The organism is Plantibacter sp. H53, assembly GCF_001650455.1.
Lineage (GTDB): Bacteria > Actinomycetota > Actinomycetes > Actinomycetales > Microbacteriaceae > Plantibacter > Plantibacter flavus_A.
In genome coordinates, this window is the sequence record NZ_LWCT01000051.1 from 110,901 (window position 1) to 123,804 (window position 12,904).

Sequence of the window (12,904 nt, forward strand, 5' to 3'; positions counted from 1 at the left end):
TACCCTCCACGCCGACCGCCGCAACAGCTCTTTTCGGCTGAAATGATCGCATTGACAGTCCATACATCGGATGTCTAAGCTCGGTGGCACCAGCCCGAAGGAGCATGCCGACGTGAGTACCATCATCGGATTCGAGACGCACGACGTCCGGTTCCCGACCTCCACCACCCTCGACGGCTCGGACGCCATGAACCCCGACCCCGACTACTCCGCCGCCTACCTGCGGCTGGTGACGGACGCGGACGACGGCCACGAGGGCCACGGCTTCGTCTTCACGATCGGACGCGGCAACGACGTCGAGGTCGCTGCCATCCACGCCCTCCGCGAGCACCTCATCGGTCGCGAGGTCGAGCCCGTGCTCGACGCCCTCGGAGCCTTCTGGCGCGAACTCGTCTACGACTCCCAGCTCCGTTGGCTCGGTCCTGAGAAGGGCGTCATGCACATGGCGATCGGCGCCGTCGTCAACGCGCTCTGGGACCTCAAGGCCAAACGTGCCGGCCTGCCGCTCTGGCGGCTGCTCGCCACGATGACGCCGGAGGAGCTCGTCGAGCTCGTCGACTTCCGCTACCTGAGCGACGTCCTCACCCCGGACGACGCCCTCGCGATCCTCCGTCGCGCCGAACCGGGACGGGAGGACCGGATCGAGGCCCTGCTCGCAGCCGGGTACCCCGCCTACACGACCACGCCCGGGTGGCTCGGCTACTCCGACGAGAAGCTCGACCGTCTGTGTCGCGAAGCGGTCGCGGACGGGTTCGCGCAGGTCAAACTCAAGGTCGGCGGAAATGTGGAGGACGACGTCCGTCGCCTCGCCATCGCCCGGAACGCGGTGGGACCCGACATCCGGATCGCGGTCGACGCCAATCAGCGTTGGGACGTCGCGGAGGCGATCGACTGGATGTCCCGACTCGCCCCCTACGACATCGCCTGGATCGAGGAGCCGACGAGCCCCGACGACATCCTCGGCCACGCGGCGATCGCGCGCGGCGTCGCCCCGATCCCGGTCGCGACCGGCGAGCACATGGCCAACCGCATCATGTTCAAGCAGTTCCTGCAGGCCGACGCCCTCCAGGTGCTCCAGATCGACTCCACGCGGGTCGCCGGCGTGAACGAGAACATCACGATCCTGCTCCTGGCCGCGAAGTTCGGTGTCCCGGTCTGCCCGCACGCCGGTGGTGTCGGGCTGTGCGAAGCGGTGCAGCACCTCTCGATGTTCGACTTCATCGCCGTGTCCGGGAGCGAAGATGGACGCATGATCGAATTCGTCGACCACCTGCACGAGCACTTCGTCGAGCCCGTCGAGATCGTCGCCGGGCGGTACCGCGCGCCGCTCGCCCCCGGCGGCGGTTCGGAGATGCTCGCGACGTCGATCGCCGAATTCACCTTCCGGGGCGCCGGTGCCTGACCTGCTCGTCCCGCGGCTCGCGTACGGCGCCGCCAATCTCGGCAACCTCTACCGCGAGCTCAGCGATGAGGAGGCCTGGGCGATCCTCGATGCGGCCTGGGAACACGGCGTCCGCTTCTACGACACGGCTCCGCACTACGGCCTCGGTCTCTCCGAGCGTCGGCTCGGCGCCTTCCTGCGGACGAAACCGCGCGACGAGTACGTCCTGTCCACCAAGGTCGGCCGTCTCCTCGTGCCGAACCCCGCGGGGGAGGGTGCGCTCGATACCGACAACGACTTCGTCGTCCCGGCGACCGTGCGGCGCGAGTGGGACGCGAGCGAGGCCGGCGTGCGGCGCTCGCTCCACGAGTCCCTCGAACGACTCGGACTCGACCACGTCGACGTGCTCTACCTCCACGACCCCGAACGCAACGATCCGGAGTCCGGGATCTCCGAAGGGATACCGGCGCTCGCCGCCCTCCGCGACGAAGGACTCGTCGGGGCGGTCGGGATCGGGTCGATGGACGTCGCGTCCCTGCTCGCCGCGGTGCGCACGGGCCTGACCGACCTCATCATGATCGCCGGACGGTACACGCTCGCCGAGCAACCGGCGGCCGACGAGCTGCTGCCCGCCTGTCTGGAACACGGCGTCGGGGTGGTCGCCGCCTCGGTGTTCAACTCGGGCCTGCTGGCCCGCGCCGTGCCGGACCCGGATGGCCGCTACGAGTACGGTGCCGTCCCGCCGGAGGTCTTCGACCGCGCCGTCGACATCGCCGAGATCTGCCGTCGGTTCGACGTCGAACTGCCCGCAGCCGCCCTCCAGTTCCCGCTCCGCCACCCTGCCGTGCGGACGGTCGCGGTCGGCGCCTCGCGGCCGGAGCAGATCATCCAGAACGTGGAGCGCTTCGAGGCACCGATCCCCGAGACCTTCTGGACGGAGCTGCGCACCAGAGGGCTGCTCGGCTGATGCGGACGATCGACGCGCACCTCCATCTGTGGAATCGCGCCGACGGGTATCACTGGCTCGCTTCGGCCGACGAGTCGCTTCGCGATGACTTCACGCCGGAGCGTGCGGCCGCAGAGCTGCAGACGGCCGGCGTCGATGCGGCGATCCTCGTCCAAGCCGACGACACCGAACTCGACACGATGTCCATGCTCAGTGCATCGGACGCTTTCGATTGGGTGGCCGGCGTCGTCGGCTGGGTGCCGATCGACGACGCGAAGCGGGCCGAGGTGCTGCTCGACCGTTGGGGCGCGCATCCACGGTTCCGCGGCATTCGTCAGCTGCTGCACGACGATCCCCGGGACTGCCTGCTCCTGGCCGCCCCCGCCCGCCGGTTGGCGGCGGTCCTCGCGGACCGTGGGCTTCCGCTCGACCTCCCGAACGCCTTCCCGCGCCTGCTCAGCGACGCCACCGGACTCGCGCGGCTGGAGGAGGGGCTGACGCTCGTCGTCGACCACCTCGCGAAGCCGCCGCGCGACGACGAGGCCTTCGAACGCTGGGCGACCGAGCTGGCCGCGGCGGCGGAGCCACCGAACGTGGTCGCGAAGGTGTCCGGCCTCAACCGTGCCGGTCGGCCGTTCGTGGCGGCCGACGTGCGTCGTGCCTGGGACACCGCGCTCGCCTGCTTCGGGCCCGAGCGGTTGATGCTCGGCAGTGACTGGCCGATGACCGTCACGAGCGGCGGGTACGGTGCGGTCTGGCACGAGCTGTCCGGTCTCGTCGACGAGTTGTCGCCGTCGGAACGCGATGCACTCCGTGGCGGGACGGCGACGCGCGTCTACCGGCTCGACCCCCGCGGGCCGGTCGGAGTCGACGGACCGACATGATCGGGCAGACGGATGGACACGGAATCATGACGAGGAGGTCACCATGCTGACAGGGATCGACCCGGTGCTGAGCGGCGAACTGCTGCTGCACCTGGACGCGATGGGGCATTCGGACACGGTGGTGATCGCCGACGCGCACTTCCCGGCCGCTCGACTCGGTGAACGCGTCGTCGTGCTCCCGACGCTGTCGACGCCGGAGGTCCTCCGGGCGGTGCGCACGGTGATCCCGCTCGACGACGAACCCGTGCTCGACCTCATGACGAGTGCCGACGGCACGGTGCTCGACGTCCAGCGGGAACTCATCGCCGCCGCCGGCACGACCGAGGACGCCGTGCGCTTCGTCGACCGGTTCGCCTACTACGACGAGGCCGCCACGGCCTTCCTCATCATCCGCACGGGCGAGACCAGGACCTACGGGAACGTCACGCTGCGGAAGGGCCTCGTGACGCGCACGGCGTGAAGCGGTTCGGTGCGGTCACCAGCAGAGCGCGACGATCGCGACGCCGACCACACCGTAGACACCGGCCTGGACCTGCCGCCGGCGGTCCTTCGGCGCGACCGCGGTCTCGACCGTCGCCCCGTGCTCGTCGAGTGAGCGCTTCGGTTTTGGTGCGTGCCACGGGAGTGACCGCCAGCGCAGGGCGGCTCCGGCGAGTCCGAAGCCGACGATCGCGACGGCGATGACCCACGCCCAGGACCAGACGCCGACCGGCGCGGCGAGGGCGCGCACGAGGGCGAGGATCACGATGCTGTCGACGGCGTCGGCGACCAGCCGGTAGCGCTCGGTCGCCGCCCAGCGTCCCGTACTCCACGCATGCGCGACCTGGAGGGCGAGGAACCAGGCGATGACCAGGGCGACGACGGCGGGGATGAGGATCTCGATCATCGTGCTGCTCCGATCTGCTCGAGGAGGGCGACACCGGCCGCATCGACCGACTCCTGGGTCGCCGAGACGAGGACCACCGTGGTGCCGGTCGCCGGGACGACGCCGACGAAGGACGCGAAGCCGCCCGTGGCACCGTTGTGCCAGACGAGGTCCTCGCCGTCGATCGCCTTCCGATCGGTGATCCAGGCCCAGCCGATCTCGTGATCGCCGAACGCCGCCTGTGGGGCGAGTGCCGCGATGCCCGGTGCGCTGCCGTCGGCCAGTCGTTCCGCGAAGCGTGCGAGATCCGCCGTGTCCGAGCGGATGCCGCCAGCGGGCCCGATCGCCGTGCCGGTCCATGCTGCGGCGGTCCGTCCGCCGGCGGTCTCACCGAGGAGGTCGCGGTCGCCGAGCTCTGCTGCATCGCTCACGGGGCTGGTCGAGTCGAGTCCCATCGGACCGGTGATCCGCTCCTCGAGGAGATCGGCGTAGCTGGTGCCGGCGGCCGAGCCGAGGGCGGCGCCGAGGAGTTCGAAGGCGAGGTTGGAGTAGGTGCCCTTCGGGGTGTCGAGGGACGCGGACCGCGCCTGTTCGAGCAGCTTCTCGAGGTCCTCTCCGTACGGGTTCGCCGTCGTGAGTGCGAACCACGCTGAGGAGAGGATCGTCGAGAGGTCCATCGGCAGTCGCGGCAGGCCGGAGGTGTGGGTGGCGAGCTGCTCGAGGGTGACGTCCGCCGCGGGTGCGTCGCCCAGTTCGAGGAGGTCACCGAGCCTGGTGTCCGGGGCGACCTCGCCACGCTCGATCGCGTCAGCGAGCAACAGTCCCGTGAAGGCCTTGCTCACCGACCCGATCTCGAACCGGGTGTCCGGCTGGGCGCCGATCGTCGCGGTGCGGGTGCCGTCCGGGGTGACGACGACGGCCAGCACGGCCTTGCGGTCGGGGCCGGCGAGTTCGCGGACGGTCGCCGCGAGTTCCACGTCGCCGGCGGCCTCTGCGGGAAGCGTCGAGGGCCCTGGCCGGAGGGCGAGTCCGGCCGCGAGGGCGACAGCGGTGCTGATGGCGGCGATGACCCAGACCCGTCTGGGTCGGGACGTGCTGCGTGGTGTGGCGGTCATGCGGGGTCCTTCCTGGGGTCGGTGGTCATTCCATGGCGGCGACGGCGACGAGCAGCGGGACGAGTCGCATGGGTGGGACCGCGACCCGTCCGCGGCCGGCGGGTTGCAGCCAGCCGGCGGCGGTCAGGACGCGGACGTGGTGGTAGACCTGGCCGGTCGTCCCGATGCCGTCGAGTTCGCCGAGGTCCGCGAGTGCGGAGGTGCCGTTGGCGACGGCCAGGAGCAGCTGCAGCCGGACGGGGGAGCCGATGGCCGCGAGCCGCGATGCCGCGGTCGCGAGTGGACCGGAGCCTGTTGATTCCACGGCGTCGGGGTCGTCGCCGAGCGCGAGGAGGTCGTCGGTCGCTCTGGCGTACTGCCACTGCACGGGTCCGCCGCCGGCGACGACCGATCCGGTGAAGAGGACCGCCCCGTGCTCGAGCTCGGCCGTGCGCTGTTCGAGCCCGTGGAGCGCCCAGAAGGTGTCGTCGGCATCGCCCGTCGCGGCTGCGGACGGAACGTCATCCGGTCGCTCGGTGGTCGTGCCCTCATCGACCGGTCGGGCGAACACGGCGGCTTCGAGACGCGCGAGACGTGCCTCGAGATCGCCGGGGTCGATGGTCGTCATGACCCAAGTGTATAAATATCGTAATTACGAAATCAAGCTGATGGCCGTGTGGTCGGCTCACCGGAGCCGCGCATCAGGCCCGCGAGCTGAGCCGCCCCTGCTTTGCATGCACCGGGATCAGGAGCCCGAGGCCGACGAGCAGCACGAGCACGATCCCGAGGATCCCCCAGAACTGCGCCCCGCCGAGCGTGACGAACAGTGCGAAGGCGGTCGGCGCGAGGAAGGACACGGCGCGGCCGGTCGTGGCGTAGAGGCCGAAGACCTCACCCTCGCGGCCCTCGGGGATGATGCGCGCCAGGAACGAGCGGCTCGCCGACTGGGCAGGGCCGACGAACAGGCACAGCATGAGGCCGAAGATCCAGAAGATCGTCGCGCCGCCCTCGTGGAGGAAGAACACGGCGCTTCCCGCGATGACGAGGCCGATGAGCGACGCGACGATGACGGGTTTCGGGCCCACCTTGTCGTCGAGCAGGCCGATCGTGATCGTCGCGATCCCGGCGACGACGTTGGCGGCGATCGCGAAGATGATCACCTCGCCGGGTGAGAAGCCGAAGGTCCCGGCGGCCAGGACGCCACCGAAGGTGAAGACACCGGCGAGCCCGTCGCGGAACACGGCGCTCGCGAGCAGGAAGTAGAGCGTCTGTCGGCTGTCGCGCCAGAGTTCCGCGATGCTCTTGGCGAGCACCCCGTAGGAGGCGAAGAACCCGACGTGCGGCCGGGCGACGGCCTGGGGTGCGTGGTACTCGGGCACGGCGAGCAGTACGGGTAGGGCGAAGACCCCGAACCACGCCGCGGACACGAGCATCGCGACGCGGACGTCCATGCCGTCCTCGCCGGTGACGCCGAAGAGTCCGACCTCGGGGGAGATGAAGCCGAAGTACACGATGAGCAGCAGCACGATGCCGCCGATGTACCCCATGCCCCAGCCGAGACCGGAGACCTTGCCGATGGAGGTGGGCGTCGACACCTGGGCGAGCATCGCGTTGTAGTTGACCCCGGCGAACTCGAACACGATGTTGCCGACGGCGAGGAGGACGAGGCCCAGCCAGAGGAAGTTCGGATCGGGCGCGACGAAGAAGAGGAGCGCGGTGACCGCGACGACGACGTAGGTGTTGAAGCCGAGCCAGAACTTCCGTCGCCCGGCGGAGTCCGACCGTTGGCCGACGACCGGCGCGAGGATCGCGATCAGCAGTCCGGCGGCCGCGAGCGCCCACCCGAGGGACGCCGACACCGCGGCCTCCTCGCCGAAGGAGTCGCTCGTCAGGTAGACGGTGAACACGAAGGTGGTGACGACCGCGTTGAACGACGCCGAACCCCAGTCCCACAGGCTCCACGCGAAGATGCGACCCTTGCGACCCGCCTGCGCCTTCACGGCGGCGACCTGCGAGGTGTCGAGGTCGACGGTGGCCGCTGCGGCGTCGGGGGTGACGAGCGGTGGTGGCGGGAAGTTGCGGGGCCGGGATCCGAGACGCGGGGCCTCGTCGCCGTGCCCGCCTGTCCGGCCGGTGTCGTCGGTGCCACCTGGGGGAGTCGTGCTCATGCACTGAGGCTAGTGCCGCGTGGTGAACGGGCGGTAGCGTGCGTCCCGCAGCGCGATGGCTGGGGGTTCGCTGGGACGCGGAACGGGCCTGGGAATAGCCGGAGGCACCCCGCGTTGGACTTGAGCGTACGACACTCAAGTTTGAATCCAGGAGGTTCACGTGCCCGAAGACTTCACCCAGGGCGGCGCAGCAGCAGACGGCGGATCGTCGTCGTTCGACGACTTCCTCGCCCGATACCTCGAGGGCGAGCGGGCGCGTTCGGCGCGGACCATCGACCTCAGCCGCTTCCTCACCGCGCGGACGCAGGAGATCCTGCAGCGCGCCGGCCGGTTCGCGCTCGAGCGCGGCCAGAACGAGCTCGACGCGCTGCACATCCTGCGCGTCATCGTGAGCGAGGAGCCCGCGAAGGACGCCGTCGCGCGCCTCGGCGTCGACCCGAAGGTCATCGCCAAGGCCGCCGAGCAGCGCCTGCCGCAGGCGTCCTCGCCGAGCGTCAAGGACCCGGCCATCACGCCGTCGGCCCAGCGCGCGCTGTTCCACGCCTACCAGGTGGCCCGCGCCGCCGGGTCGACCTACGTCGACCCCGAGCACCTCTTCTTCGCGCTCGTCATCAACCAGGACTCGCCCGCCGGTGAGGTCCTCGCCCGCGCCGGCGTCACGGCGGAGGCGCTGACCCAGGGCATGCGCCAGACCGTCGGCGACCCCGGCGTCGCCACCGACGACCAGGACGACCGCGATGCGGACGACCTCGACTCGGACACCCCGATGCTCGACCGCTTCGGCACCGACCTCACGGCGCTCGCCGCCGGCGGGTCGCTCGACCCCGTCATCGGACGTTCCGAGGAGATCGAGCAGACCATCGAGATCCTCTCCCGCCGCACGAAGAACAACCCCGTCCTCGTCGGCGAGGCCGGCGTCGGCAAGACGGCGGTCGTCGAGGGGCTCGCCCAGGCGATCGTCGACGGCGGCGTCCCGGAGCAGTTGCGCGGCAAGCGCGTCGTCTCACTCGACCTGCCGGCCATGGTCGCCGGAACCCGCTACCGCGGTGACTTCGAGGAGCGCCTCACCGGCCTGCTCGACGAGATCGCAGCCAACCGCTCCGAGCTGATCGTCTTCATCGACGAGGTCCACACCGTCGTCGGCGCCGGAGGTTCCGGCGAGGGCGGCATGGACGCCGGGAACATGCTCAAGCCGCGTCTCGCTCGCGGTGAGCTGCACCTCATCGGTGCGACCACGCTCCGTGAGTACCGCGGGATCGAGAAGGACCCGGCGCTCGAACGCCGCTTCCAGCCCGTGCGCGTCGGCGAGCCGTCGATCGAGGACGCCGTCCTCATCCTCGACGGTCTCCGTCCGGCGTACGAGGAGCACCACGACGTCCGCTTCACCGACGACGCCCTCCGCGCAGCCGTCGAGCTCTCGGCCCGCTACCTGCCCGACCGCGTCCTGCCAGACAAGGCCATCGACCTCGTCGACCAGGCCGGAGCCCGGCTGCGGTTGCGGCTCGGGAAGGCGGTCGACGTGAGCGCCCTCGTCGAGGAGCTCGCGACACTCGAGGCGTCGAAGAACGCCGCCGTGTCGGCCGAGCACTACGAGGAGGCCTCGCGCATCCGCGACGAGATCACCGCCGTCCAGGCGAAGCTCGACGCCGCTTCCAGCGGCCCCGGCGCGCGCACCGACCGCGACGCGGTCGTCGACGAGGCGCAGATCGCCGGCGTCGTGTCCCGTGCCACCGGCATCCCGGTCAGTCGGCTCACGGAGGGTGAGCGGGAACGTCTCGCCGGCCTCGAGGACGAACTGCACGCTCGCGTCATCGGCCAGCACGACGCCGTGACCGCGGTCTCGAAGGCCGTCCGTCGCAACCGCACGGGCATGGGGGACGCGAACCGCCCTGTCGGCAGCTTCCTGTTCCTCGGCCCCACCGGCGTCGGCAAGACGGAACTCGCGAAGGCGCTCGCCGGATCCCTCTTCGCGGATGAGCACTCGGTGATCCGCTTCGACATGAGTGAGTTCGGCGAACGTCACACGGTGTCGCGACTCGTCGGTGCCCCTCCCGGGTACGTCGGGTTCGACGAGGCGGGCCAGCTCACCGAGCGCGTGCGCCGGAACCCCTACTCGATCGTGCTGTTCGACGAGATCGAGAAGGCGCACCCGGACGTCTTCAACCTGCTCCTGCAGGTGCTCGACGACGGTCGCCTGACCGACGGTCAGGGGCGGACGATCGACTTCCGCAACACGGTCGTCGTCATGACGTCGAACCTCGGCTCCGAGTTCCTGGCCTCGCGGTCCGGAGCGATGGGCTTCGTGGCCGGTGGCGCCGACGACCCGACGGGCTTCGGCTCCGAGGAGGCGCTGCGTGCCCGGGTCATGGGCAAACTGCGCGAAGCGATGCGTCCGGAGTTCCTCAACCGCATCGATGAGGTCGTCCTCTTCCGCAAGCTCGACCAGCAGCAGCTGCAGGAGATCGTCGGACTGATGCTCGGCCGTACGACCGAGCGGTTGGCCGCACGCGGTGCGTCTCTCGAGACGACTCCGGAAGCGCTCACCCTCCTCGCGGAGCTCGGCTACGAGCCGGAGTACGGGGCGCGTCCCCTGCGTCGCCTCATCCAGCGTGAGGTCGATGACCGCATCGCCGAGCTCGTCGTGGGCGGCGGGGTCGGCGACGGCTCGACCGTGCACGTCGACGCGGTCGGCGGGAAGATCGTCGTCACGGAGCGTTCCGTGGTGGTGGCGGAAGCCGCCTAGGCGGGGAGATGGATCGACAGGCCCAGGGATCGGTGCGCCGGATCCTGGGCCTGTCGTCGTCTGTGCGTGGGAACCTCGACAGGCTCGGTGACCGGAGCGGCCCGGAGGGTTCCTACTCCTGAAGTCCTCGCACCGAATCCAGCAGGCTCGGCGCGCTCACGTAGAAGAGTTGCCCGTCCTGCCACACGAAGCCACCGGAGAGGTTGCCGCCCGGGTCGGTCGGCTCGAGGAGGAACGGGAGTCCGGACTCATCGCTCTCGACGAATCCGGCGGCCTCGAGTTCGGTCTGCTTGGCCGCCCAGGCCGTCTCGTCGAACGGTGCCTGCGCGACCGTCGCCGAGATGTCGGTCTGCGGCTTCGTCCAGGTGCACGCGACGCCACCGGCGTCGACGAGGAACGTCAGATCGGTCCGTGTGACCTGATACGCCCGCGGTTCCATCTGGGTCTGCTCGAGGTCCGCGTATCCCTGCTCGGTGAGGACCGTGTCGCACGTCGTAGCTGCGGCCGTCTCGGTCGCCTCGGCGGAGGACGTCGAGGCGGGGGTGGCGCTCGGAGTGCTCATGGTCGTGGAGCTCGACGTCGGGGCCCCGGATCCGCACGCGGCGAGGGCGAGGGCTCCGATCGTTGCGACGAGGGCGGCCAAAAGGCGAGGGGAGTGGCGATGGGGCATCCCCCAAGCCTAGGAGCCGCACCACATCCGGCGGATCGGGGGCAGCACGGGGGTTGGGGCAGGCAAACTGGCCATCCGCTGGGAGTTGAGCCAGGCGGACTCAACTTTCTTGACGTCGAAACCAGGCCTCGGTAGCATTGAGTCATCGGGGCTCAAGTCTCGATGTCACACCAGCATCACCCCACCAATCAGCTCGGTGCCGAGCTCGTCGAGTCGGCCGGACGCCATCCGCATGCCGCCCGAGTCGACGAGTTCCGAACCGGCAGTCAACGCAAGGAGAACCAACACATGGCACGTGCAGTAGGCATCGACCTCGGTACCACCAACTCGGTGGTCGCCGTCCTCGAAGGTGGAGAACCCACCGTCATCGCCAACGCCGAGGGCTTCCGCACCACCCCCTCCGTCGTCGCATTCACCAAGGACGGCGAGGTGCTCGTCGGCGAGACCGCGAAGCGCCAGGCCGTCACCAACGTCGACCGCACCATCGCGAGCGTCAAGCGCCACATGGGCACCGACTGGAAGTTCGACGTCGACGGCAAGAAATACACGCCGCAGGAGCTCTCCGCCCGCATCCTCGCGAAGCTGAAGCGCGACGCCGAGCAGTACCTGGGTGACACCGTGACCGACGCGGTCATCACCGTCCCCGCCTACTTCAACGACGCCGAGCGTCAGGCCACGAAGGAGGCCGGTGAGGTCGCAGGCCTCAACGTGCTCCGCATCATCAACGAACCGACCGCCGCAGCCCTCGCCTACGGCCTCGACCGTGGCAAGGAGGACGAGCTCATCCTCGTCTTCGACCTCGGTGGCGGTACCTTCGACGTCTCGCTGCTCGAAGTGGGCAAGGACGACGACTTCTCCACCATCCAGGTCCGCTCCACCTCCGGTGACAACCGCCTCGGTGGAGACGACTGGGACCAGCGCGTCGTCGACTACCTGATCAAGCGCTTCAAGGACTCGACCGGTGTCGACGTCTCGGGCGACAAGATCGCGAAGCAGCGCCTCAAGGAAGCCGCCGAGCAGGCGAAGAAGGAGCTCAGCTCCTCGATGTCGACCTCGATCCAGCTCCCGTACCTGTCCCTCACGGAGAACGGCCCGGCGAACCTCGACGAGACGCTCTCCCGCGCCAAGTTCGAGGAGCTCACGCAGGACCTGCTCGAGCGCACCCGCAAGCCGTTCAACGACGTCATCGCCGAGGCAGGCGTGAAGGTCTCCGACATCGCACACGTCGTGCTCGTCGGTGGATCGACCCGCATGCCCGCCGTCGCGGAGCTCGTCAAGAAGCTCACCGGTGGTCAGGAGCCCAACAAGGGCGTCAACCCTGACGAGGTCGTCGCCGTCGGCGCAGCCCTCCAGGCCGGCGTGCTGAAGGGTGAGCGCAAGGACGTGCTGCTCATCGACGTCACCCCCCTGTCGCTCGGTATCGAGACCAAGGGTGGCATCATGACGAAGCTCATCGAGCGCAACACCGCGATCCCCACGAAGCGGAGCGAGACCTTCACCACGGCCGACGACAACCAGCCGTCCGTCGCGATCCAGGTCTTCCAGGGCGAGCGCGAGTTCACCCGCGACAACAAGAACCTCGGCACCTTCGAGCTGACCGGCATCGCGCCGGCTCCGCGCGGTGTGCCGCAGGTCGAGGTCACCTTCGACATCGACGCCAACGGCATCGTGCACGTGTCCGCCAAGGACAAGGGCACCGGCAAGGAGCAGTCGATGACCATCACCGGTGGCTCGTCCCTCGGCAAGGAGGACATCGAGCGCATGGTCCGCGAGGCCGAGGAGCACGCTGCGGACGACAAGGCCCGCCGCGAGCAGGCCGAGGTCCGCAACAGCGCCGAGCAGCTCGCCTACTCGATCGACAAGCTCATCAAGGAGAACGACGACAAGCTGCCCGAGGACGTCAAGACCGACGTCCAGGCCGATGTCGACGCCCTGAAGAGCGCGCTCGCCGGTGAGGACGAGGACGCGGTGAAGACCGCGTTCGACAAGCTCAACGAGAGCCAGGTCAAGCTCGGCGAGGCGATCTACGCCCAGGCGCAGGCCTCCGAGTCCGCCGCAGGAACCGAGGCCCCGGCTGAGGAGGCGACCTCCGATGAGGACGTCGTCGACGCCGAGGTCGTCGAGGACGAAGACGACAAGGACAAGAAGTAACC

The 12,904-nt window shown here is 69.5% G+C and carries 11 protein-coding genes; 6 read left to right on the forward strand and 5 right to left on the reverse strand.

Going from position 1 to position 12,904, the window contains the following annotated elements; genetic code table 11:
• The first annotated feature begins 112 nt into the window (after window positions 1–112).
• From A4X17_RS18650 to A4X17_RS18665, 4 genes are read left to right on the forward strand one after another with little or no spacing between them, the layout of a single operon-like run.
• Window positions 113–1,402 carry an L-fuconate dehydratase gene (locus A4X17_RS18650; RefSeq protein ID WP_064297182.1) on the forward strand — a complete coding sequence of 430 codons (1,290 nt, stop codon included), beginning with the start codon at window positions 113–115 and terminating at the stop codon, window positions 1,400–1,402.
• Window positions 1,395–2,348 (forward strand): aldo/keto reductase, encoded by a 954-nt coding sequence (locus A4X17_RS18655; RefSeq protein ID WP_064297146.1) that lies wholly within the window; start codon window positions 1,395–1,397, stop codon window positions 2,346–2,348. The genes A4X17_RS18650 and A4X17_RS18655 overlap by 8 nt, the downstream gene beginning before the upstream one ends.
• Window positions 2,348–3,211, forward strand: coding sequence for an amidohydrolase (locus tag A4X17_RS18660; protein ID WP_064297147.1), 864 nt, complete (start codon window positions 2,348–2,350; stop codon window positions 3,209–3,211). The genes A4X17_RS18655 and A4X17_RS18660 overlap by 1 nt, the downstream gene beginning before the upstream one ends.
• Before the next feature lie 43 nt (window positions 3,212–3,254).
• The gene (locus A4X17_RS18665; protein WP_064297148.1) at window positions 3,255–3,671 is read left to right on the forward strand and encodes an RbsD/FucU family protein; all 417 of its coding nucleotides are present in this window, start codon (window positions 3,255–3,257) and stop codon (window positions 3,669–3,671) included.
• A 15-nt stretch (window positions 3,672–3,686) separates the two neighbouring features.
• On the opposite strand, the gene A4X17_RS18670 is transcribed toward A4X17_RS18665, so the two are convergent.
• The 4 genes from A4X17_RS18670 to A4X17_RS18685 form a co-directional block, all read right to left on the reverse strand.
• Entirely contained in the window at window positions 3,687–4,097 is a 411-nt protein-coding gene (locus A4X17_RS18670) for a hypothetical protein (RefSeq protein ID WP_064297149.1), read from the reverse strand.
• The gene (locus A4X17_RS18675) at window positions 4,094–5,191 is read right to left on the reverse strand and encodes a serine hydrolase (protein WP_082916292.1); all 1,098 of its coding nucleotides are present in this window, start codon (window positions 5,189–5,191) and stop codon (window positions 4,094–4,096) included. The genes A4X17_RS18670 and A4X17_RS18675 overlap by 4 nt, the downstream gene beginning before the upstream one ends.
• 25 nt (window positions 5,192–5,216) lie before the next feature.
• On the reverse strand, window positions 5,217–5,798 hold the full coding sequence (locus tag A4X17_RS18680) for a hypothetical protein (RefSeq protein WP_064297150.1): 582 nt from the start codon (window positions 5,796–5,798) through the stop codon (window positions 5,217–5,219).
• Between the two features lie 73 nt (window positions 5,799–5,871).
• Window positions 5,872–7,338 (reverse strand): MFS transporter, encoded by a 1,467-nt coding sequence (locus A4X17_RS18685; RefSeq protein WP_082916293.1) that lies wholly within the window; start codon window positions 7,336–7,338, stop codon window positions 5,872–5,874.
• A 160-nt stretch (window positions 7,339–7,498) separates the two neighbouring features.
• Here A4X17_RS18685 and A4X17_RS18690 point away from each other — a divergent pair, with 160 nt between their 5' ends.
• The gene (locus A4X17_RS18690) at window positions 7,499–10,081 is read left to right on the forward strand and encodes an ATP-dependent Clp protease ATP-binding subunit (RefSeq protein WP_064297151.1); all 2,583 of its coding nucleotides are present in this window, start codon (window positions 7,499–7,501) and stop codon (window positions 10,079–10,081) included.
• 112 nt (window positions 10,082–10,193) lie between these two features.
• On the opposite strand, the gene A4X17_RS18695 is transcribed toward A4X17_RS18690, so the two are convergent.
• A complete protein-coding gene (locus tag A4X17_RS18695) occupies window positions 10,194–10,751 on the reverse strand; it encodes a hypothetical protein (protein WP_139205481.1) in 558 nt (185 codons plus the stop codon).
• A gap of 288 nt (window positions 10,752–11,039) precedes the next feature.
• On the opposite strand from A4X17_RS18695, the gene dnaK reads away from it, so the two are divergent.
• Complete coding sequence (gene dnaK / locus A4X17_RS18700) at window positions 11,040–12,902, forward strand: molecular chaperone DnaK (RefSeq protein ID WP_064297153.1); 1,863 nt, start codon at window positions 11,040–11,042, stop codon at window positions 12,900–12,902.
• Window positions 12,903–12,904 lie beyond the last annotated feature (2 nt).

Excerpts from the sequence above, each read along its gene's own strand:
- A4X17_RS18660 (WP_064297147.1), top strand. The coding sequence starts at position 2,348 with ATGCGGACGATCGACGCGCACCTCCATCTGTGGAATCGCGCCGACGGG.
- A4X17_RS18665 (WP_064297148.1), top strand. The coding sequence starts at position 3,255 with ATGCTGACAGGGATCGACCCGGTGCTGAGCGGCGAACTGCTGCTGCAC.
- A4X17_RS18670 (WP_064297149.1), bottom strand. The coding sequence starts at position 4,097 with ATGATCGAGATCCTCATCCCCGCCGTCGTCGCCCTGGTCATCGCCTGG.
- A4X17_RS18675 (WP_082916292.1), bottom strand. The coding sequence starts at position 5,191 with ATGACCGCCACACCACGCAGCACGTCCCGACCCAGACGGGTCTGGGTC.
- A4X17_RS18680 (WP_064297150.1), bottom strand. The coding sequence starts at position 5,798 with ATGACGACCATCGACCCCGGCGATCTCGAGGCACGTCTCGCGCGTCTC.
- A4X17_RS18685 (WP_082916293.1), bottom strand. The coding sequence starts at position 7,338 with ATGAGCACGACTCCCCCAGGTGGCACCGACGACACCGGCCGGACAGGC.
- A4X17_RS18695 (WP_139205481.1), bottom strand. The coding sequence starts at position 10,751 with ATGCCCCATCGCCACTCCCCTCGCCTTTTGGCCGCCCTCGTCGCAACG.
- dnaK (WP_064297153.1), top strand. The coding sequence starts at position 11,040 with ATGGCACGTGCAGTAGGCATCGACCTCGGTACCACCAACTCGGTGGTC.